Source organism: Jatrophihabitans sp., assembly GCA_036389035.1.
Lineage (GTDB): Bacteria > Actinomycetota > Actinomycetes > Mycobacteriales > Jatrophihabitantaceae > Jatrophihabitans_A.
Genome location: DASVQQ010000010.1, coordinates 1 through 19,759, shown reverse-complemented (window position 1 = coordinate 19,759; position 19,759 = coordinate 1). Strand labels below are relative to the sequence as shown.

General features: G+C 70.2%; 17 protein-coding genes. 8 read left to right on the top strand and 9 right to left on the bottom strand.

Annotated features, from left to right (window positions below; all coding sequences use genetic code 11):
• Nucleotides 1-281: 281 nt before the first annotated feature.
• Together VF557_06840 and VF557_06835 are read left to right on the top strand one after the other, a co-directional pair.
• Nucleotides 282-1,127 carry a ParA family protein gene (locus VF557_06840; protein ID HEX8079910.1) on the top strand — a complete coding sequence of 282 codons (846 nt, stop codon included), beginning with the start codon at nt 282-284 and terminating at the stop codon, nt 1,125-1,127.
• A complete protein-coding gene (locus tag VF557_06835; GenBank protein HEX8079909.1) occupies nt 1,127-2,230 on the top strand; it encodes a ParB/RepB/Spo0J family partition protein in 1,104 nt (367 codons plus the stop codon). Before VF557_06840 ends, VF557_06835 begins: the two co-directional genes overlap by 1 nt.
• On the opposite strand, the gene VF557_06830 is transcribed toward VF557_06835, so the two are convergent.
• Entirely contained in the window at nt 2,227-2,856 is a 630-nt protein-coding gene (locus VF557_06830) for a nitroreductase family protein (protein HEX8079908.1), read from the bottom strand. The genes VF557_06835 and VF557_06830 overlap by 4 nt on opposite strands.
• Nucleotides 2,857-2,932: 76 nt before the next feature.
• On the opposite strand from VF557_06830, the gene VF557_06825 reads away from it, so the two are divergent.
• Both VF557_06825 and VF557_06820 read left to right on the top strand, forming a co-directional pair.
• Entirely contained in the window at nt 2,933-4,159 is a 1,227-nt protein-coding gene (locus VF557_06825) for a pyridoxal phosphate-dependent aminotransferase (protein ID HEX8079907.1), read from the top strand.
• Between the two features lie 5 nt (nt 4,160-4,164).
• A complete protein-coding gene (locus VF557_06820) occupies nt 4,165-4,785 on the top strand; it encodes a GNAT family N-acetyltransferase (GenBank protein ID HEX8079906.1) in 621 nt (206 codons plus the stop codon).
• A gap of 134 nt (nt 4,786-4,919) precedes the next feature.
• On the opposite strand, the gene VF557_06815 is transcribed toward VF557_06820, so the two are convergent.
• The 6 genes from VF557_06815 to VF557_06790 form a co-directional block, all read right to left on the bottom strand.
• Nucleotides 4,920-6,431, bottom strand: coding sequence for a S8 family serine peptidase (locus VF557_06815; GenBank protein ID HEX8079905.1), 1,512 nt, complete (start codon nt 6,429-6,431; stop codon nt 4,920-4,922).
• Nucleotides 6,432-6,735: 304 nt separating this feature from the next.
• Nucleotides 6,736-7,065: a thioredoxin gene (trxA, locus tag VF557_06810; GenBank protein HEX8079904.1), complete on the bottom strand. Its 330-nt coding sequence runs from the start codon at nt 7,063-7,065 to the stop codon at nt 6,736-6,738.
• A 144-nt stretch (nt 7,066-7,209) separates the two neighbouring features.
• Nucleotides 7,210-8,175, bottom strand: coding sequence for a thioredoxin-disulfide reductase (gene trxB / locus VF557_06805; protein HEX8079903.1), 966 nt, complete (start codon nt 8,173-8,175; stop codon nt 7,210-7,212).
• A gap of 72 nt (nt 8,176-8,247) precedes the next feature.
• Nucleotides 8,248-10,248: a murein biosynthesis integral membrane protein MurJ gene (gene murJ, locus VF557_06800; protein HEX8079902.1), complete on the bottom strand. Its 2,001-nt coding sequence runs from the start codon at nt 10,246-10,248 to the stop codon at nt 8,248-8,250.
• The gene (locus VF557_06795; GenBank protein HEX8079901.1) at nt 10,245-12,407 is read right to left on the bottom strand and encodes a hypothetical protein; all 2,163 of its coding nucleotides are present in this window, start codon (nt 12,405-12,407) and stop codon (nt 10,245-10,247) included. Before VF557_06795 ends, murJ begins: the two co-directional genes overlap by 4 nt.
• Entirely contained in the window at nt 12,404-12,871 is a 468-nt protein-coding gene (locus VF557_06790) for an NUDIX hydrolase (protein ID HEX8079900.1), read from the bottom strand. Before VF557_06790 ends, VF557_06795 begins: the two co-directional genes overlap by 4 nt.
• A 40-nt stretch (nt 12,872-12,911) precedes the next feature.
• Between VF557_06790 and VF557_06785 the strand changes: the two genes are divergently transcribed.
• Nucleotides 12,912-14,453, top strand: a complete 1,542-nt coding sequence (locus VF557_06785) for a CCA tRNA nucleotidyltransferase (protein ID HEX8079899.1) — start codon at nt 12,912-12,914, stop codon at nt 14,451-14,453.
• Here VF557_06785 and VF557_06780 read toward each other — a convergent pair.
• Complete coding sequence (locus VF557_06780) at nt 14,448-15,902, bottom strand: MFS transporter (protein HEX8079898.1); 1,455 nt, start codon at nt 15,900-15,902, stop codon at nt 14,448-14,450. The two genes, VF557_06785 and VF557_06780, sit on opposite strands and share 6 nt — an antisense overlap.
• A 108-nt stretch (nt 15,903-16,010) precedes the next feature.
• Between VF557_06780 and VF557_06775 the strand changes: the two genes are divergently transcribed.
• The 3 genes from VF557_06775 (at nt 16,011) to VF557_06765 (ending at nt 18,724) form a co-directional block, all read left to right on the top strand.
• Nucleotides 16,011-16,589, top strand: a complete 579-nt coding sequence (locus tag VF557_06775; protein HEX8079897.1) for a YqgE/AlgH family protein — start codon at nt 16,011-16,013, stop codon at nt 16,587-16,589.
• Nucleotides 16,590-16,865: 276 nt separating this feature from the next.
• Nucleotides 16,866-17,351, top strand: coding sequence for a hypothetical protein (locus tag VF557_06770; GenBank protein HEX8079896.1), 486 nt, complete (start codon nt 16,866-16,868; stop codon nt 17,349-17,351).
• A 92-nt stretch (nt 17,352-17,443) separates the two neighbouring features.
• Nucleotides 17,444-18,724 (top strand): hypothetical protein, encoded by a 1,281-nt coding sequence (locus tag VF557_06765; GenBank protein HEX8079895.1) that lies wholly within the window; start codon nt 17,444-17,446, stop codon nt 18,722-18,724.
• A gap of 92 nt (nt 18,725-18,816) precedes the next feature.
• Here VF557_06765 and VF557_06760 read toward each other — a convergent pair.
• Nucleotides 18,817-19,759, bottom strand: a 943-nt coding sequence (locus VF557_06760) for an inositol-3-phosphate synthase (GenBank protein HEX8079894.1), incomplete at its 5' end; no start/stop codon positions are given.

The window sequence follows — 19,759 nt, the reverse complement described above, 5'->3', positions numbered from 1 at the left end:
GCAGTACCGTAATTCCGTTGGCTTCAGAGCAGTCCGAGCCAGCCCCTGCCTCCGTGGACGACGCGATTCCGACCGCAGCTGGCGCGGCCCCCGGCGGCTGGCGGTCCGAAAGCGGGAACGGCATGCATGTTTCACGTGAAACATCGCTCGGTACCGACCTCTACGAGGCACTGCAGGCTGACCTGGCCCATGAGGCACTCCATCCCGGGCAACCTCATGTTTCACGTGAAACATCCCTCAACAACACCCCGATTGCTCGCGAGGCGATGCAGGCTGTTCAGGTGCGCAATGTCCGGCAACAGTCCTGGGCCGCGCCGGCCCAGCGGCGGATCATCACGGTGGCGAATCAGAAAGGCGGGGTCGGCAAGACCACGTCTGCCGTCAACCTGGCGATGGCGTTGGCGCTGCATGGCCTGAACGTGCTGTTGATCGATCTCGATCCCCAGGGCAACGCCAGCACCGCGCTGGGGGTACCGCACTCCGCCGGCACGCCCTCGGTCTATGACGTCCTGCTCGGCGGCATGTCACTCGCGGCAGTGGCTGTGCCGGTCGAAGCCGCTCCGTTGCTGCGCTGCGTGCCCGCCACCATCGACCTGGCCGGCGCGGATATCGAGCTCGCGTCCCAGGTCGCCCGCGAGCACCGGCTGCGCAGGGCTTTGGTGAGCTACACCGACAAGGTCGATTACGTCATCATCGACTCTCCCCCGGCGCTGGGGCTGCTCACCCTGAACGCCCTGGTCGCCGCCAAGGAGATCCTGATCCCGATCCAGTGCGAGTACTACGCGCTGGAGGGCCTCGCCCAACTGCTCAACACGGTGGAGCTGGTCAAGAGCCAGCTCAACGAGGCCCTCGAGGTGTCGACCGTGCTGCTCACCATGTACGACAGCCGCACCCGCCTCGCCGACCAGGTGGCGGACGAGGTGCGCCAGCACTTCGGTGACCGGGTGATCCGGTCCGTCATTCCGCGCAACGTCCGGGTGTCGGAGGCTCCTGGCTACGGCCAGACCGTGATCACGTATGACCCAGGCTCCCGCGGGGCGGTCAGTTACCTCGAGGCCGCACGCGAGCTTGCCGAGCGCGGCGCCGCCAAGCCGGAGCAGGACGAGCAGCAGCGGGAGGCGCGGTAATGACCAAACCCCAACGACGCGGTGGCCTCGGTCGAGGCCTGGGCGCCCTGATCCCGACGGCTCCTGCTCAGCCGGCTGATATCGAGGCTCCCGACTACCGGTACCCGGAGGACCCCGAGCCGGTGGCCGCCGACCACCAGGACGCCGAGGTCACCGCTCGACCGACGAACCAGGCGAGTCCGGCGGGCGGCGGCGTCAAGGTCGTCAACCGGGTGCCGTCGCTGTCCTCGCTGTCGGCCTCGTCGGCGACCGACTTCTACTTCGACCCGTCGCCGGTGCCCGGCACGACGCTGCGGCAGCTCCGACCGGATCAGATCACCACCAACCCGAAGCAGCCGAGGCAGGTCTTCGACGAGGAGGCCCTGACCGAGCTGAGCCATTCGATCAAAGAGTTCGGCGTGCTTCAGCCGATCGTGGTGCGTCCCCAGGGCTCCGGCTTCGAGTTGGTGATGGGTGAGCGCCGGCTGCGCGCCGCGATCGCCGCCGGCCTGGACACCATTCCGGCCATCGTGCGAGAGACCGCTGACGAGGCGATGCTGCGGGACGCGCTGCTGGAGAACATCCACCGGGCTCAGCTCAATCCCCTGGAAGAAGCGGCCGCCTACCAGCAGTTGCTGCAGGAGTTCGGCGTGACCCACGAGGAGCTGGCCAGCAAGATCGGGCGCAGCCGCTCGCAGGTGAGCAACACGATCAGGCTGATGAACCTGTCGGTGCCGGTCCAGCGCCGGGTGGCTGCCGGGGTGCTGTCCGCCGGGCATGCCCGGGCGCTGCTGGGCCTGGAGGATCGCGACCAGCAGGACGAGCTGGCGAGCCGGATCGTCGCGGAGGGGCTCTCGGTACGGGCGACCGAGGAACTCGTCACCCTTGCCGTGGGCAGCGCAGTGCCGAAGAGCCGGGCCAAGCCCAGCCGCCGACCGACCGCCCCCGCCCTCGGCGAGCTCGCGAGCAAGCTCTCGGACACCCTGGAAACCCGCGTGAAGGTCGAGCTGGGCCGCCGCAAGGGAAAGATCACCGTGGAGTTCGGCTCGATCGACGATCTGGAGCGGATCATCGCCGTGATCGCCCCTCAGCTGGCGACGGCGACGACCGCCCCGCAGGGCTAACTGCCCGGCTGCGCCGGCTCGGGCCGCATCCGGCCGTAGGAGACCACCTCGGTCACCGGCCGCCGGCCGCGTTTCAGCGACGGCGACTTGCGGTCGGGCGCGGGGTAGCCGAGGCTGATCACCCCTACGATCGACAGCCGTTCGGGCACCCCGAAGGCCTGCTTCACCTGCTGGTGCCCCTCGACCGGCACCCCGAAGAAGCAGCCGCCGAGCCCGTGGTCGACGGCGCCCAGCAGGATCAGCAAGCTCGCCATGCCGGTGTCGACATCCCAGTACGGCACCGGCCAACGGGCCTCGTCGCGGTCGGTCCAGCCCTTGTCAGCAGCCGCATACCGATCCAAATAAGCCATTTTGTCCGACATCGCGAGGATCAACGCGGGTGCTGATCGCATGCCGCGCAGCCAGGGGTCGGGTTCGGCCGCCGGGTCGTCGGCGCCGGCGTTCCAGAACACGTCCCGGTCCTCGGCGGTGTCGAGCACCAGAAAGTGCCAGCCCTGGCTGAACCCGGCCGACGGCGCCCGGATCGCCAGTTCGAGCAGTTCGGTCAGTACCGACCGGGCCACCGGCCGGTCCGGATCGTAGGCGCGGACCATCCGGCGCTTGCGCACCACCTCGGTGAATTCCATGCCTGGTGTGTATCACGAAGGCCGTTGGAAATCCTCGGGATGGCCTTGGTACATCTCGGTATGAAACCCTCGTCGGATGGAGCTGACTCAGTCGAACAAGCTCGCTGATGTGTGTTACGACATCCGCGGCCCGGTGCTGGTCGAGGCTAAGCGGCTGGAGGCCCAGGGCCATTCGATCCTCAAGCTGAACATCGGCAATCCGGCGCCGTTCGGCTTCACCGCACCGGACGAGATCCTGGTGGACGTGATCCGCAATCTCCGTAACGCGCAAGGGTATTCCGATTCGCAGGGGGTGCTGTCGGCGCGCACCGCCGTGGTGCAGCACTACCAGGAGCGCGGGCTGGATCCCGCGGTCACCGTCGATGACGTGTGGCTGGGCAACGGTGTCAGCGAGCTGATCGTGATGTCGCTGCAGGCGATGCTGAACAACGGCGACGAGGTGCTGATTCCCGCACCGGACTACCCGCTGTGGACGGCGGCCACCTCGCTGGCCGGCGGCCTGCCGGTGCATTACCGCTGCGACGAGTCAGCGGGCTGGCAGCCCGACCTGGAGGACCTGAGAGCCAAGATCAGCCCTCGGACCAAGGCGCTCGTGCTGATCAACCCCAACAATCCGACCGGCGCGGTCTACTCCGAGCAGATCCTGCAGGAGTTCGCCGAGCTGGCCCGCCAGCACAGCCTGGTGGTGCTGGCCGATGAGATCTATGACAAGGTGCTCTACGACGACGCCGCCCACACACCGTTCGCGGTGCTCGCTCCCGACCTGTTCACCCTGACCTTCAACGGCCTGTCCAAGGCCTACCGGCTGGCCGGGTTCCGGTCCGGGTGGATGGTGGCCTCGGGCCCGAAGCAGCATGCCACCAGCTACCTCGAAGGCCTGTCCATCCTGGCCAACATGCGGCTGTGCGCCAACGTGCCGGCCCAGCACGCCATTCAGACCGCTCTCGGCGGCCGGCAGAGCATCCGGGACCTGGTGCTGCCCGGCGGCCGGTTGCTCGAGCAGCGCGACGCGGCGGTGGCGGCGTTGCGGGCCATCCCGGGCGTCAGCTGCGTCGAGCCGAAGGGGGCTCTCTACGTCTTTCCGCGGCTGGACCCCGAGCACTACCCGATCACCGACGACCAGCGCTTCGTGCTCGATTTCTTGCGCGACCAGCACGTGTTGCTGGTGCAGGGCACCGGATTCAACTGGCCTAAGCCGGATCATCTGCGCATAGTCACGCTGCCGCACGCCGATGTCCTGACCGAGGCGATCCGGCGGTTGGGGACCTTCCTGGACAGCTATGACCCGGGTCGGCTTGACTAGTCGGCATGTCGGTCTCTCGTCGGGTGGTGCCACTCACCCTGGACAACCTCGAGGACCTGCCGGACAGTTGCCGGACCTGCCTGTTCTGGGAGCTGGGCCCGCTGGCCGATCCGCGGCCGATGCCGCCGGACGAGGCCAAGCTGGCCAAGGAGTCGTGGCTGTCGGCGACCCTGCTGGACTGGGGAAGCTGCGGCAAGGTGGCCTACGCCGGCAGTGAGCCGGTGGGTTACGCCCTGTTCGCGCCGCCTGGCTTCGTGCCCCGCTCGATGTCGTTCCCCACCTCGCCGGTGTCGGGTGACGCGGTGCTGCTGCTGGCCGCCTACGTGGCCCCGCACTGGCGCTCCGGCGGCATCGGCCGGATGCTGGCGCAGTCGGTGGCCGCCGAGCTGGTGCCGCGGGGGGTCAAGGCAGTGGAGGCCTTCGGGTCCACCGGCCCGTTGTCGCGCGGCTGCCTGTTGCCGGCCGGCTACCTGCGGTCGGTGGGGTTCAAGACCGTGCGCCCGCATCCGGCCTATCCACGGCTGCGGATGGAGCTGAGGTCGACCGTGTCGTGGCGCTATGACGTCGAGTACGCCCTGGAGCGGATCTTCGGAACGAACGTCGGCTCGTTGACTCCCGCCCGCTGAGCCAGGGCCTTCAGGCTGTCGGGCCGGCGCCACAGCGCGCCAGGGGCTTTGAGCAAGACTCAGCGCTCGGCCCCCGTTGGGGGTCGAGCGCTGAGTCCCTTTACTTACGGGCTAATTCCCAGTGCTGACGGTTCCTACTCCGTGTACTCGGGGCAGGGCGGCGCGGTCGCGTCGTAGAGGTTATCGGTGTCCGCGGTGACAGCCCGCAGGGCATCGATCCGACCGTGGCCGAAGCACTCGTCGTAGCCGGGCAGGCCGATGTCGACCGTGGTGGCCTGCAACAGGGCCTCGACACTCTGCGGCGGCATCTTCACGTCGCCGTCCTGGCCGAGCTCACCGAATTGGCTGATGATGAGCGCGGCGACCCCAGCAGCGTGCGGGGATGCCATCGACGTTCCCTGGATGCAGACGTAGCCGCCACCGGGGAAGGTGGACAGAATGGTGGTCGCGCAGTTACCGGTGCCACCACTGCCGCCCGGGGCCGACACGTCGTTCATGCCCACTCCGTAGTTGGAGTAGAAGGCCTTTTCGCTGGCGGGGCCCAGCGACGAGGTGCCGATGACGCCCTGGGTCTCGGCCGGCACGACCTCGCACTCGTTGGAGATGGGCTGCCCGCTGGCATCCACGGGGTGAGCCAGATCCTGGTCGGAGTTGCCCAGGGCGGCGACCGGGGTGACGCCCTGGCTGCGGGCGTACTGGATGGCGCGCTCGACGGCGTGCCGGAAGGTGCGCTGGATCGGGTCGGAGGCGCACTTGAACTCGGTCGACTCCTGGAACTCGTTGTCATCGACGAAGAAGCTCATGTTGATGACGTCGAACTTTTGGTCGCCGGAGTAGGTGATGCCGTCCACGACGGGGCTGGCGTAGCAGTAGCCGGTCGTGTCGCAGACCTTCACCGGGACGAGCGTGACGTTGGGAGCGACACCCACCATGCCGATCCCGTTGGCCCGGGCGCCGATGGTGCCGGCGACGTGCGTGCCGTGGAACTGGTTGTCCGTGCAGGGGTCCGGCACGCCGACGGCCACGCCGGGAGGCAGTGCCGCGAGGGAGTTCCGGCCGCGGGTGCAGTCCACGTTCGAGACGCCGGCCTTCTGGAAGTCCGGGTGCCGGCCGTCGATCCCGCTGTCGAGCACGCCGACGTCCACGGCCAACCTGCCGGCCTGGATCGCGTGGGCCTGCTCGGTCCTGATCTGGCGCATGTCCCACTGCAGCGGCTCAAGCGGGTCGGCGGACGGGTCCGGGGCAGGGTATTCGTGCACCCGCACGGCGAAGTCGTTGCCCACCGAGTCCACCAGCGGCGAGGCGTCGAGCAGCTGGGCGAAGGCGGGGTTGGCGGACTGGACGGTGAGGACGCCGATCTGGCGGGACAGGTTGTTCACGATCGTGCCGCCCGCCGAGGCGATCAGGGCGGAGACGGCAGCGGTGCTGCCGGTGGTGAGGAAGGTGCCGGCGGGGGAGGTGGTGCCGGCCAGGGTGACCAGGTAGCGGCCCTCGATCGCTCGCAGGGCCTGGCCCTGGCTGCTGGAGACGGCTGCGGTGTCCTGGGTGGGGGTGGCGACGGTCTGCGTCGCGGGGACGAACGTCAGGATGACTGACAGGCCTACGGTGGCCAGGCCGGCTGTGCGCCAGCGGGGGTGTTTGGTCATGTAAAACCTCCGGAGCGGCCGGCGGGGTGAGCCGGCATGACGGGCGGCCTGACGGGTGGGTGCTGGCCGCGCGGACCTTTTTCCAACGATTTCTGCCCCGGGACGTTACGCCTCGACGTGTTAGGTCACAGCTAGGTGTCGGTTAGATGTCGGTTAGATTGCGGTTAGGTGGCGGTACGGTCTCGGTAGTTCGTCGGGTCCTGCCCCGTCGGCGAGCAGCCGTGCCCCAGACAGCCGAACGCCGGGCCGGCCCGTAAGGGCCGACCCGGCGTGGCGGAACGCGGCTGCGATGGAACGCAGGCTTTTAGGAGATGTAGGCGGCCAGATCGTTGAGCAGCGCGGCCTTCGGCTTGGCGCCGACGATGGTCTTGACGACCTTGCCACCCTGGAACACCGACATGGTCGGGATCGACATGATCTGGTAATCGCGGGCGATCTGCGGGTTCTCGTCGATGTTGAGCTTGACGATCTGCAGCTTCTCACCGTGCTGGCTGGCGATCTCTTCGAGCACCGGGGCGACCAACCGGCACGGCCCGCACCACTCGGCCCAGAAGTCGACCAGCACCGGCTTGTCCGACTGCAGGACGTCCTTGGCGAAACTCGCGTCAGTGACGGCGGGGGTGTTGGCACCCATAACGGCAACTCCTTCTAGCTCGAGTGATGTGCTGTAGTCCTAACACGGGACGGGCCTGAACCCTTCCCGACCAGCGTCCGCCGAGGCGGGCGCCAGCGGCGGCTGGTCCCGGCATTCCTGGCGGCTTGTCCCAACGCGCTTGTCTCAGCCTTCCATGGCGGCGAGCTGGGCGTCGCCGACCGACTCCAGCGCGGTCAGGAACCGCTCGGCGTCCAGGGCTGCCTGGCACCCGGTGCCGGCCGCGGTGATCGCCTGCCGGTAGACGTGGTCGACCACGTCGCCGGCCGCGAACACACCGGCCAGGTTGGTGCGGGTGGAGCGGCCCTCGGTGAGGATGTAGCCCTCGTCGTCGAGCTCGACCTGACCCTTGACCAGCTCCGACCGCGGGTCGTGGCCGACCGCGATGAACAGCCCGGTGGCCTCGACCTCGCGGGTCTGCCCGGTGCGGGTGTCGCGCAGGGTCAGGCCGGTGACCTTGTTGTCGCCGTGGATCTCGGCGACCTCTGAGTTCCAGGCCCACCGGATCTTGGGGTTGGCGTTCGCCCGTTCGGCCATGATGCGCGAGGCCCGCAGCGTGTCGCGGCGGTGCACGACGGTGACCGACTCGGCGAACCGGGTCAAGAAGGTGGCCTCCTCCATCGCGGTGTCGCCGCCGCCGACCACCACGATGTGCTGGTTGCGGAAGAAGAAACCGTCACAGGTCGCGCACCAGGACACCCCGTGCCCGGACAGCTCGTCCTCGCGCGGCACGCCCAGCTTCTTGTACGCCGAGCCCATCGCCAGGATCACCGCGTCGGCGGTGAACTCACCCGACAGGGTGCGCACCACCTTGACCGGGGACTCCAGGTCGACCGACACGACGTCGTCGCTGACCAGCTCGGCGCCGAACTTCTCGGCCTGGTCGCGGAACTGGGTCATCAGCTCGGGGCCCATGATCCCGGACGGAAAGCCCGGGTAGTTCTCGACGTCGGTGGTGTTCATCAGGGCGCCGCCGTACTGGCTGCCCTCGAAGACCAGCGGCCGCAGGTCGGCCCGCGCCAGGTACAGGGCCGCCGTGTAACCAGCCGGTCCCGAACCGACCACGATCACCTTGCGGTGGTTCTCGCTCACAACTACCTCGATCCCGCCTGACTCCTCCGCCGATCAGCGGAGTCGGCGTCAACAACCAGTTTAGGCCGAACGCTATTCCGGCCCCGGCCCCGCACCGGCCCTCGAGTCGGCGGTCGCGTCGGCGGTCGCGCCGGCGGGATCTCGACCGGCCCGACCACGCACCGCCGAGGCGATCTGGGCCACCTCGGGCAGCGGCAGCCGCAGCGCCAGCAGCACCAGGACGACGCCGGCCAGCGTGCCGCCGACCACCAGCTCGGCCAGCGCGGCCAGCCGGCCACCGCCGAGCACGGCGTTGCCGGCCAGCACCACCAGCAGGCCGACGACTCCCGCGGCGGCCGAGGCCGCCGCGATCCACCCGACGGTCCGGGCCACCGGGGCGAACCGCACCTGGCCGAAGTGGCGGCGCAGCAGCTGGTGCCCGACCAGGCAGCCCACCAGGTAGGACGCCGAGGTGGACACGGTCAGGCAGATGATCACCGCCCGGCCCTCCAGCAGCCCGCTGCCGGCCAGCACCAGGGCGATCTTGGTGGCCACCATGGCGACGTTGATGAAGGTGGGCGTCCTGGCGTCGCGCATCGCGTAGAAGACTCGCTGCTGCAGCATCACCACGGCGAAGGGCACCAGCCCGAAAGCGCCGGCCGCCAGCGCCAGGCCGGTCAGCTGGGCGTTGCTCTGGCTGTACCGGCCGAGCAGGATCACGCTGGTGAACGCCGGGCCGAAGACCATCAGCCCCACCGAGATCGGCACCAGCGCCACCGCCGAGAGCCGGGAGCCCAGCTCGAGGTCGGCCAGCACCGCGGTGGTGTCGCCACGAGCCGCCGACCGGCTCATCCGGGGCATCAGCGCGGTGAGCAGCGACACCCCGAGAATGCCGTAGGGCACCATGAACAGCAGGTCGGCGAAGGCGAAGATCTGCACGCCGCCGTTCTGGTTGGCGACCCGGTTGATCACCACCACCCCGAGCTGGCTGACCACCACGTAGCCCAGCACCCAGAGCGTCAGGGTCCGGAACTCGGCCATCCGGCCGGCTTCGTTCGGCGAGGCCCGGAACCGCCACTTCCAGACGAAGCCGCTGCGGCGCAACGGCACCAGCAGCACCAGCGCCTGCGCGGCGATGCCCAGCGTGGTGCCGATGCCCAGCACCAGGATCTGGGTGTTGGTGATGTTGCCGGTGCTGAGCTTGGCCGGGCCTGGTACCAGCAGGAACAGCAGCGCCGCGGCGATGGTGATCAGGTTGTTCATCACCGGCGCCCAGGCCGGCCAGCCGAAGATGTGCCGGGAGTTCAGGATCGCCGCGATCATCGCCCCGAGGCCGTAGAAGAAGATCTCCGGCAGCAGCAGGGTCGCCCACAGCGCGGCCACCGAGCGGTACTGCGGCGGCCCGCCGAAGATGCCGATCAGCCAGGGCGCCGCCAGCACCGCGAGCAGGGTGGCGCCGCCCAGCCCGACGGTGGCGATCGACAGCAGCCGCTGGGTGTAGGCCAGGCCGCGGTCCTGGTCGTCCTGCTGGGCCTTGACCAGCACCGGGATCAGGACGCTGGTCAGCACCCCGCCGAGCAGCAGCTCATAGACCATGTTGGGCAGCGTGTTGGCCAGGCCGTAGGCGTCGCCGACGCTGTAGAGGCCGGCCCCGACCGCGGCCGCGATGGCCACGCTGCGCAGGAAGCCGGTGACCCGGCTGACCATGCTGGCGATCGCCATCGTCCGGCTGCTGGCCATCAGGCTGGGTTCGACCGGCTCGTCCTGGGGCGGCTCGCCCGGGGCGGCTGTGGCCGGGGACGGTTGGGCCGGGGCGTCGGGAGCGGCCGACGGTCCAGTTCCGGGCGGCTCTGCCCGGGGTGGCGCGGCGGTGGCCGCACCGAGCGGGCCGGCCGCAGCTCCGGCGCCGACCGGTTGCTCGGCGGGCTGTTCGAACGAGCGGGGCCGGCGCCGGCGCGGGCCGTGATAGATCGGCGCGCTCCAGGCGTCGCCGGTGTCGGGCTGGGCGGTCTCCACGGCCAGCGCCGAGGCGTCACTGGGCAGCGGGATCGGCGTGCCGTAGATCTTGGGCGGTGACCAGCCGTCCTCGGTCATGAGGCCGCGCCGGCCAGGGCCCTGCTGGAGCCGTGGCGGATTCGCCGCACCAGCCGCCGCAGCAGCGCCAGCACCAGCACGCTCACCGCGACGACGGTGATCGCCTTGGTGACCGTGCCGATCGAGGTCGCCCGCAGGTTGAGGGTCACGCCGGCCCCGAGTTGCCGGCCGTCCGGCGTGCTGAGCACTGCCACGACCCGAAACTTACCCAGCCGGTCGACATGAGTGGGGATGCGGATGGTGGCGATGCTGCGCGCCGGAATTGTCTGTTGCTGTGCCGGCGGGGCCCGAAAGCCGACCACCCCGTTGGCCGGCGTCACCCTCACCTGAACGGTCACCGGCCGGGGCAGCTGGTTGGAGACCGTCACCACCACCGGCGAGTCCGAGGAGGACAGGCTGTAGGTGCCGTCGGCCGGTTGCACCAGGAACACGGCCGAGGTCAGCTGGTTCATCCGGGTCTGCAGGCTGCGGGTCACCGCCGAGCCGCCGGCCCGGTTGCGCCGCCACGCGCTCGACTCGGCCCGCTTGATGCCGTTGTTGAAGCCGCCCAGCAACTCCGCGGCGGCGTCGTTGTCGCGCAGCGCCTCGTTCATCGACGCGACCTGCTGCTCGATCCGGCGCAGCGCCGCCATGTCGGACGGGTTGAGCTCGGCGGCGGCGCTCTCGGCGCCGGTGTGCAGGGCACCGCGGTCCACCGGGGTGACCGTCCGCAGCGCCGAGCGCAGGGCGATCGGACGCGCCCAGCTGGCTCCGTTCGCGGCCAGGATGGTCTGGGCCGCCGTCACCGGGTTGGCGTTGATGTAGCGGTCGGGCGCGATCACCACGAAGTGGCTGCGCTCGGGCTGCTGGGCCGCCCGGATCGCCAGCTGCGCCAGCAACGTCTGCTGGTCGTTGGCCGCTGCCGAGCCCATCCGCAGCGCCCGGGCCACGGTGGCCTGGATGGCGCTGTCGGTGACCAGGGCCAGCGCCTTGCCGGCCGCCGAGGGCAGCGGCGAGAGCGCGTCGGGCCGCGGCTCGGTGTCGTTCTGGCCGGGCAGCGCCGCGTCGCTGAGCAGCACCGTCGACGCCCCGCCACCCACCAGGGCGTTCAGCGCCTTGCCGGTCAGCGCGCTGCCGGCCGGCCAGGTGAGCAGGTCGGAGGAGAAGTCGCCGTTGAGGGTGGGGGCGATCCGCGCCTGCACCTGTGGTTCCAGGGCGGTGGAGAACTTCAGGCCGGCCCGGGAGACGGCGTTGACGTCCGGGTCGGCGTAGGCGGTGAGCACCACGTCGTGCTCGGCCTGCAGCAGCTTGAGCCGGCCCAGCCAGTCGGCGGCGAGCCGGCCGCCGGTGCCCGGGACGGTTCCGGTGCCGGCCCGCACCTTGTAGCCGGCCGGTCCGGCCATCACGGCCAGGCTGTCCAGCAGGTCGGGATCGACCAGCAGGGTCAGCCGGGCCTTGCCGGCGACCAGCTCGGCGGTGCTGAGCGCCCGGTCGAGCCGGCCGCCGGGTCCGACCGAGCCCGCCAGCTGCTCGTCCAGGAAGACGCCCTCGTCCACCGAGCGGTGCGGGGTGTCGAGCAGCGGCCAGACCCAGCCGTGCAGGACCGGCTGGGGCACGTTTATGAAGGACGGCACGAACACCTGCAGCCGGCCGAGCTCCACCGAGCCCACGCTGGGGTTACTGACCGCCCGGACGACCAGGGCGTAGGGGTAGACCCCGTCGAAGCAGAGGCAGAGGTCGTTGTTGGTGGTGCGGTAGCTGAGGTTCAGGCTCTGCCGCGGCAACAGCTGCTTGCCCAGTCGCAGCGGCTCGGGCACCTGGTAGTCGGTGTCCGGGGGCTGCTTGAGGGCCTCGTCCAGCAGTTCCTGGCGCCCGATCGACAGGCCGCGGCGCAGGCCCAGCTCGACGTCGGAGTAGGTGTTGTCGGTGTTGTTGGTGAGCGTCACCGCGAAGGTGACCGGCTGGCTGGACTTGGTCGCGTCCGGGCTGCGCGGGCTCATCGAGTTCAGCGTGATCGAGACCGGGGTGATCGCGGCCGGTGCGGCGGTCCGCGGCCGGCCGGTCGCGCCGCCGGCCGGCGCCAGCGCCACGCTGACCACGCTGAGCAGGCTCAGGGCCGCGGCGACCGTCAGGGCCGGCAGCCGGCCGGTCAGTGCTCGACGGGGGCCGCGCCGGCTCACGCGGTGTCCCGCAGCAACCGGCAGGCCTCATCGAGCAGCCCGCGCTCGTCGGAGTAGGCCAGCCGGTCGGCGATGCGCGGCAACGGCACCCAGGCCACCTCGGTGACCTCGACGTCCTGGTCGGAGAGCTCGCCGCTGACGGCGCGCATCAGGTAATGGTGGACGGTCTTGTGCACCCGCCGGCCGTCGACCACGAACCAGAAGTCGATGGTGCCCAGGCTGCCGATGATGTCGCCGGTGATACCGGTCTCTTCGGCGACCTCGCGGATCGCCGCCTGTTCCAGGGTCTCGCCCGCTTCCAGGTGGCCCTTGGGCAGTGACCAGAGCAGGCGTCCACGCCTGTTGGTGCGCCCGATCAGCGCACCGTGCGGCACGGGTCCGGACAGGTCGAGCACCAACCCGCCGGCGCTGGTCTCGTCGACCCGGGGAAGCCGTGGACGCCGGTTGTTCGACGCACGGGACATGCCAACGATGCTACTTGGCGGTTCAGTAGGGTCAGTGGACGTGAGCGAGCAGCGCAGCGATACGGGAGCCAAGGCTTCCCAGGACGGCGCGGCGATTAGTGGGCCGGTGAGCGAGCATCGCAGCGATACGGCAGCGCCGGCCGCGGTCGGCAACCCCGGTGAGCTGGTGCCGATCCCACCGGTGGCCGCCCGGCTGGGCGAGGTGTTCGCCGCGGCCGGCCACCAGCTCTACCTGGTCGGCGGCCCGGTGCGCGATGCGTTGATGGGCCGTCCGGTCAACGACCTGGACTTCACCACCGACGCCCACCCCGAGCGGGTCCTGGAGCTGGTGTCTCCCCTGGCGTCGGGCACCTGGACCACCGGCATCGAATTCGGCACCATCGGCGCGCAGATCGGCGGCCAGCCGTGTGAGATCACCACCTTCCGCGCCGACAGCTATGACCGGGTCAGCCGCAACCCGGTGGTCGCGTTCGGCGCCGACATCACCGAGGACCTGCGCCGGCGGGACTTCACCATGAACGCGATGGCGGTCTCGGTGGCCGACCGCGGTTTCGTCGACCCGTACGGCGGGCTGGCCGATCTGGCGCGGGGCGTGCTGCGTACCCCGGCCACCCCCGAGGAGTCCTTCGGCGATGACCCGCTGCGGATGCTGCGGGCCGCCCGGTTCGTGTCCCAGCTCGGGGTCACGCCGGCCGAGCCGCTGATCGAGGCGATCCGGCAGTCCTCGGGCGAGCTGGCCAGGATCACCGCCGAGCGGGTGCAGGCCGAGCTGAACAAGCTGATCGGCGGAAAGCACCCGCGCCGGGGGCTGGAGGTGCTGGTCGACACCGGCCTGGCCGACGTGGTGCTGCCCGAGCTGCCGGCGCTGCGGATGGCAGCCGACGAGCACGGCCAGCACAAGGACGTCTACGCCCACACCCTGCAGGTGCTCGACCAGGCGATCGAGCTGGAGCAGCGCGAACCCGGCGCCGAGCCCGACCTGGTGCTGCGCTGGGCGGCGCTGCTGCACGACATCGGCAAGCCGGACACCCGGCGGTTCGCCGACGGTCCGGGCGGGGCCAAGCTGGTCACCTTCCACCACCACGAGGTGGTCGGCGCCCGGCTCACCAAGGCCCGGCTGAAGGCGCTGAAGTTTCCGAAGGACCAGACCGAGGACATCGCCCGGCTGGTCTTTCTGCACCTGCGCTTCTACGGCTACGGACGCGGTGAGTGGACCGACTCGGCGGTCCGGCGCTACGTCGCCGACGCCGGGCCGTTGCTGGACCGGCTGCACAAGCTGGTGCGCTCGGACACCACCACCCGCAACAAGCGCAAGGCCGCCATGCTGGCCGCGACCTATGACGCGCTGGAGGAGCGGATCGCCCGGCTGCGTGAGCAGGAGGAGCTGGACGCGATCCGGCCCGACCTCAACGGCACCGAGATCATGGCGATCCTGGGGCTCGAGCCGGGGCCGCTGGTCGGCAAGGCCTACAAGCACCTGCTCGAACTGCGGATGGAGCACGGGCCGCTGACCCACGAGCAGGCCGTTCAGGCGTTGCGGGCCTGGCATGCCGGCCAGCAGGACCCGCAGCCTCGGCTATAGCGGGCGCACCGCGTCCCGGGCGGCCGGCCGGGCAGCCCGGACGGGTTCGGCTCGCACCGGCTCGGTTATGGCCGGCTCGTCCCAGGGGGACTGCGTCCTGACCGGCTCGGCGTGGGGGGACTCGTCCCTGACCGGAAGGGTGGTCGGCACGCCGCCGACCGGAGCGAACGGATCGGTGTCGCGGGCGAACAGGTACACCGCCCCGGTGATCAGGTAGGCGAAGCCGATCACCGTCACCGCGGTGGTGGACTTGCCGTTCTCGGGCAGTGCCAGCGCGGTGAGCACCCCGGCCGCCACGAAGATCACGTTGAACAGGGTGTCGTAGAGCGAGAACACCCGGCCCCGGTAGTCATCGGCCACCCGCTGGGCGATCAGGGTGTCGACGCAGATCTTCACCCCCTGGGCGGCCAGGCCCAGCAGCGCGGCGGCCGGCAGGAAGGTCTGCAGCTTGAACGGCAGCCCCAGCGTCAACTCCACCACTCCGGCGAGCATCAGCAGGGCCGCCGGCCACCGGGTGTAGCCGATCCGGCGCGCGGCGATGGGGGTCAGCAGGGCTGCCAGGCCGCCGCCGATCGCGATCGCGGCCACCACCTGGCCCAGGCCGGCGAGCCCGGACCGGAACACTCCCGCATCGGAGAAATAGTTGCGAAAGAGCAGCAGGGTGCAGATTGCGGTGACCCCGTAGGCGAAGCGGTGCACCCCGATCACCGCGAAGGCCCGCAGCACCGACGGGTGCGAGCGGACGTGCCGGGCGCCGTCGGCCAGCCCGGTGAGCACGTTGCGCACCGAATCGGAGTGCTCGCGGGTGTCCTCGTCCGGGCCGAGTTGCAGGAGGTGGAAGCCCGAGGCCCGCCAGCCGGCCAGCGCGTAGGCGGCCGCCGCGCCGAGGGCAACCACGGCGTAGTCGATGTTGCTGCCGCCCAGCAGCGCGCGCAGCGTGATGGCCAGGGCTCCGCCGGTCGCGGCCACCACGGCGCCGCAGGTGGTGGACACCGCGTTGGCGGTGATCAGCCGTTCGGGCTCGACGACGTGCGGTTGGGACGCCGACAGCGCCGACAGCACGAACCGGTTCACCGAGATGACCACCAGCGCGCTCAGGTAGAACGGCATGCCGTGCACGCCGACGGCCATCTCGGCGGCCACCCCGCAGACCAGCAGCGCCCGTAGCAGGTTGGCGCCGAGCAGCACCCGCTGGCGTGACCAGCGGTCCAGCAGCACGCCGGCGAACGGGCCCAGCACCGAGTACGGCAGCAGCAGCACCGCGAAACCGGCCGCGATGTCGGCGGCCTGCGCCTGGCGCTCGGGGTTGAACAGGATGGTGCCGGCCAGGGAGGCCTGGAACACCCCGTCGGCGAACTGGCCGAACAGCCGCACCGACAGCAGTCGACGGAAGTCCAGCCGAGCCAGCAGGGGCTGGGCCGGACGCAGGTGCTCGACCAGGGGTGTCACGTGATCCGCTTTCTTCTCGAGTTGCCGTGGCAACCCGTACGTACTCCGTTCGGCGCACGAGCCTTCGACGTTAGCCCGCGACGCACAGTATTGGTGCAGGATGTAATGGTGCCCGCCGAACCAAGCTGGCAGTTGCCGCCCGCTGCCCACCGCCTGCTGATCGCCGCGCCGTCCCTGGCGGACCCGGAGTTCTTCCGCACCGTGGTGTTCCTGATCGAGCACGATGACACAGGCACCGTCGGGGTGATCATCAACCGGCCGTCGCACACCCCGGTCGGGCACATCCTGCCGAACTGGCAAGAGGTGATGAGCGATCCGTCGGTGGTCTTCAACGGCGGGCCGGTGCAGCGCGACGGCGCCCTGGGCCTGGGCCGGCTGTCCGGAGCCACCGACGCCGGCAACGGCCTGCGGGCGGTCAGCGGCGGGCTGGCCCTGGTCGACCTGGACGCCGAGCCGGCCGAGGTCGCGCTCGGGGCGCAGAGCCTGCGGGTGTTCGCCGGCCACGCCGGCTGGGGCGTCGGCCAGCTGGAGGCCGAGATCGCCGCGGGCGGCTGGTTCGTGGTCGCCGGCGGCCTGGACGACGTCTTCTCCCCGCAGCCGGGCACCCTGTGGCGCACGGTGCTGCGCCGCCAGCCCGCGCCGCTGTCGCTGCTGTCGACCTTTCCGGTGGACGTCGGCCTGAACTAGGCCGGCGGCCGGCAGGGCTGATACTCGCCGGCGGCGGGCCGGCCGGCGACGAGCCCGGCCGGCGGCCGGTCTCGTGCGTGTCGCAGACCTTCTGCGTCGCGATCGGCTCCGGGGCAGCGATCGGCTACGACGGAGACCACTGGTCGGCGCCGGTCCAGATCGACGCCGGCAGGACGATGGAAGGGGTGTCCTGCTCCTCCCCCAGCCTCTGCATGGCCATCGACCACGACGGCCGGTCGATGACCTTCGACCGGCCGCACCTCCCAGGACTTCTGTGTGCTGTTGGACCGCTGGGGCGGGGCGCGTACTTACACCGAGGCGGGATGGAGCGCCTGGACCGATGCGTTTCCCGGGCAGGAGGTCTCGGCGCTGTCGTGTGCCAGTCCCACCTTCTGCGTCGCGGTGGATCGCATTGGACGCGCGGTCAGCTATACCGGCAACGGGTGGGGGCAGCCGGTGGTGATAGACGGCGCTCGCAGGTTGACCTCGGTGTCCTGTGCCTCTACGACGTCCTGCGTCGCGGTGGACGCCGAGGGATTGGCGGTGAGCTACGACAACGGCGCCTGGTCACAGCCGGTCCGGATCGACATCATGGAGCTGCGCAAGGTCTCCTGTGCCACCCCGCAGTTCTGCGTCGCCGTCAACCGCGACGCCCGCGTCCTCACCAGGGTCGGGACGGCCTGGTCACAGCCGCCAGTACCCCGCTCTCACCGCGGATTCGGGGCCGCCCCATGGCGAAAGCGGTCGGAAAAAGTCAGCTGAGCTGTCAACGGATTGCCGACGTCAGGTGTCTAGCCAGTAAGGGGCGTAACCGGCCGATGCGACCGGATCCCGGTGGCTCAGAGGAGCGCGCCATGTCCAGAATCCTCGCCGTCCTCGCCGGTTGCTCGCTGGTCGTCGGACTGCTGACGAGTCCGCCGGTCGGGGCCGCTCCCGGCACGCTGTCCGCTTCCCGGACGGCTGCCTCCCAGTTCCCCGACCCGGGTGCCGGCAGCTACTTTCCGGTCCGCGGCAACCCGGTCCGGGTGCTCGACACCCGGTCCGGACTCGGCGGCCGGCTGGGCGCCGTCGCGCCCAGGCACACCGTCACCGCCCCCGTCAGGCGGGCAGGGACACCGGCGGCGGTCATCAAGGTGACGGTGCCGGGCAACGCCCCGGCCGGGTCGCTGTCGGTGTACCCCAGCGGTTCCGTCTGGAACGGCCACGTGACGATGTCGCTGGTCGGCGGCAGCACCATCAGCCAGCAGTTGACGGTCAAGCTGGGCGCGAACGGCGGGGTGACCATCCGCAACAACTCGGCCACGGCCGTGCACCTGATCGTCGAGGTGCTGGGCGACTACAAGCCCGGTACGCCCACCCGGTCCGGCACGTTCGCCGCCCTCGACTCCAGGATCCTGGACACCCGGGCCACCAGCCCGCTGCTTCCCGGCCGCAGGATCACCCTGGCCATGCCCGGGCGCGGCGGCATCCCGGCCGGCGGCGCCAGCGCCGTGGTGCTGAACATCGCGGTGCTGTCGGCGCGTGCCACCGGCCTGCTGAGCGTCACCACCGGCGACGGCCGCCAGGCCACCCTGCACATGCGGTTCCTCGGCAACCGGACGGCGCCGCAGCCGATGCAGACCCAGCGGGTGGTCAAGGTGAACAGCGACGGCAAGCTCACCTTCAGCCAGTCGAGCACCGCCGGCGTCCACCTGGTCATCGACCTGATGGGCTACTACCTGCCAGGCTCGGACTCACCAGACTTCCAGGTGGTGGAGGGCCACTATGTCGCGGTCAGCCCGACGCCGATCAAGGCCATGCTGGGGACCCGCTCCGGAACGCAGCTCCGGCTGTTCCAACAGCAGCCGCTCCCCCTGTACCTGGGGGTCACCGACGAGCTGACGCTGGCCTACAACATCGTTCTCTCTCCCGACCAGCCCGGGCAACCGACCCTGCTCGGGCTGTACAACCCGCATAGTCCATGGAGCCGCACGGTGACGCTGTCCTCGACGCCGGCCCGCCAGCCCACCGAGCTGACCATCAACAAGCGCGTCGAAGACACGGTCGAGCTGGTCAACCTCTCCGGCGCGCAGGAGACCTACCTGCACGGATATGTGACCGGCTACTACTGGTTCCTCACCTGCGTGTACTGCTGACCCCTACAAACGAATTGTGCGGCCCGAATCCGCGATGAGATCGACTCAGCGCGCGGATTCGGGCCGCACAATGGCGTGCCCAACAAGGACAGTTAGCGCTCGATCTCACCGCGGATGAAGGCCTCGACCATGTCGCGGGCAGTGTCGTCGTCGTGCTGCTCCGGCGGGGACTTCATGAAGTACGCCGAGGCCGACAGGATGGGGCCGCCGACGCCCCGGTCCATGGCGATCTTGGCCGCGCGCAGGGCGTCGATGATGATGCCGGCCGAGTTCGGGGAGTCCCACACCTCGAGCTTGTACTCCAGGTTCAGCGGCACCTCGCCGAACGCGCGGCCCTCGAGCCGGACGTAGGCCCACTTGCGGTCATCGAGCCACTGGACGTAGTCCGACGGGCCGATGTGCACGTTGCGCGAGCCCAGGTCGTGGTCGATGTTGGAGGTGACGGCCTGGGTCTTGGAGATCTTCTTCGACTCCAGCCGCTCGCGCTCCAGCATGTTCATGAAGTCCATGTTGCCGCCGACGTTGAGCTGCATCGTGCGGTCGAGGACCACGCCGCGGTCCTCGAACAGCTTCGCCAGCACCCGGTGGGTGATGGTCGCGCCGACCTGGCTCTTGATGTCGTCGCCGACGATCGGGACGCCTGCGGCGCGGAACTTCTCGGCCCACTCGGGGGTGCCGGCGATGAACACGGGCAGCGCGTTGACGAACGCCACCTTGGCGTCGATGGCGCACTGCGCGTAGTGCTTGTCGGCCTCCTCCGAGCCCACCGGGAGGTAGGAGACGAGCACGTCGACGCGCGCGTCCTTCAGCGCAGCCACGACGTCGACCGGCTCGGCCTCGGACTCCTCGATCGTCTCCCGGTAGTACTTGCCGAGACCGTCCAGCGTGACGCCGCGCTGGACGGTGACGTCCATCGGAGGCACGTCGGCGATCTTGATGGTGTTGTTCTCGCTGGCGACGATGGCCTCGGACAGGTCGCGGCCGACCTTCTTGGCGTCGACGTCGAAGGCGGCGACGAACTCGATGTCGCGCACG

Bases quoted from the DNA above. Each gene is read 5' to 3' on its own strand.
- VF557_06835 (HEX8079909.1), top strand. From the start codon at position 1,127: ATGACCAAACCCCAACGACGCGGTGGCCTCGGTCGAGGCCTGGGCGCC.
- VF557_06830 (HEX8079908.1), bottom strand. From the start codon at position 2,856: ATGGAATTCACCGAGGTGGTGCGCAAGCGCCGGATGGTCCGCGCCTAC.
- VF557_06825 (HEX8079907.1), top strand. From the start codon at position 2,933: ATGGAGCTGACTCAGTCGAACAAGCTCGCTGATGTGTGTTACGACATC.
- VF557_06820 (HEX8079906.1), top strand. From the start codon at position 4,165: ATGTCGGTCTCTCGTCGGGTGGTGCCACTCACCCTGGACAACCTCGAG.
- VF557_06815 (HEX8079905.1), bottom strand. From the start codon at position 6,431: ATGACCAAACACCCCCGCTGGCGCACAGCCGGCCTGGCCACCGTAGGC.
- trxA (HEX8079904.1), bottom strand. From the start codon at position 7,065: ATGGGTGCCAACACCCCCGCCGTCACTGACGCGAGTTTCGCCAAGGAC.
- murJ (HEX8079902.1), bottom strand. From the start codon at position 10,248: ATGACCGAGGACGGCTGGTCACCGCCCAAGATCTACGGCACGCCGATC.
- VF557_06790 (HEX8079900.1), bottom strand. From the start codon at position 12,871: ATGTCCCGTGCGTCGAACAACCGGCGTCCACGGCTTCCCCGGGTCGAC.
- VF557_06765 (HEX8079895.1), top strand. From the start codon at position 17,444: ATGTCCAGAATCCTCGCCGTCCTCGCCGGTTGCTCGCTGGTCGTCGGA.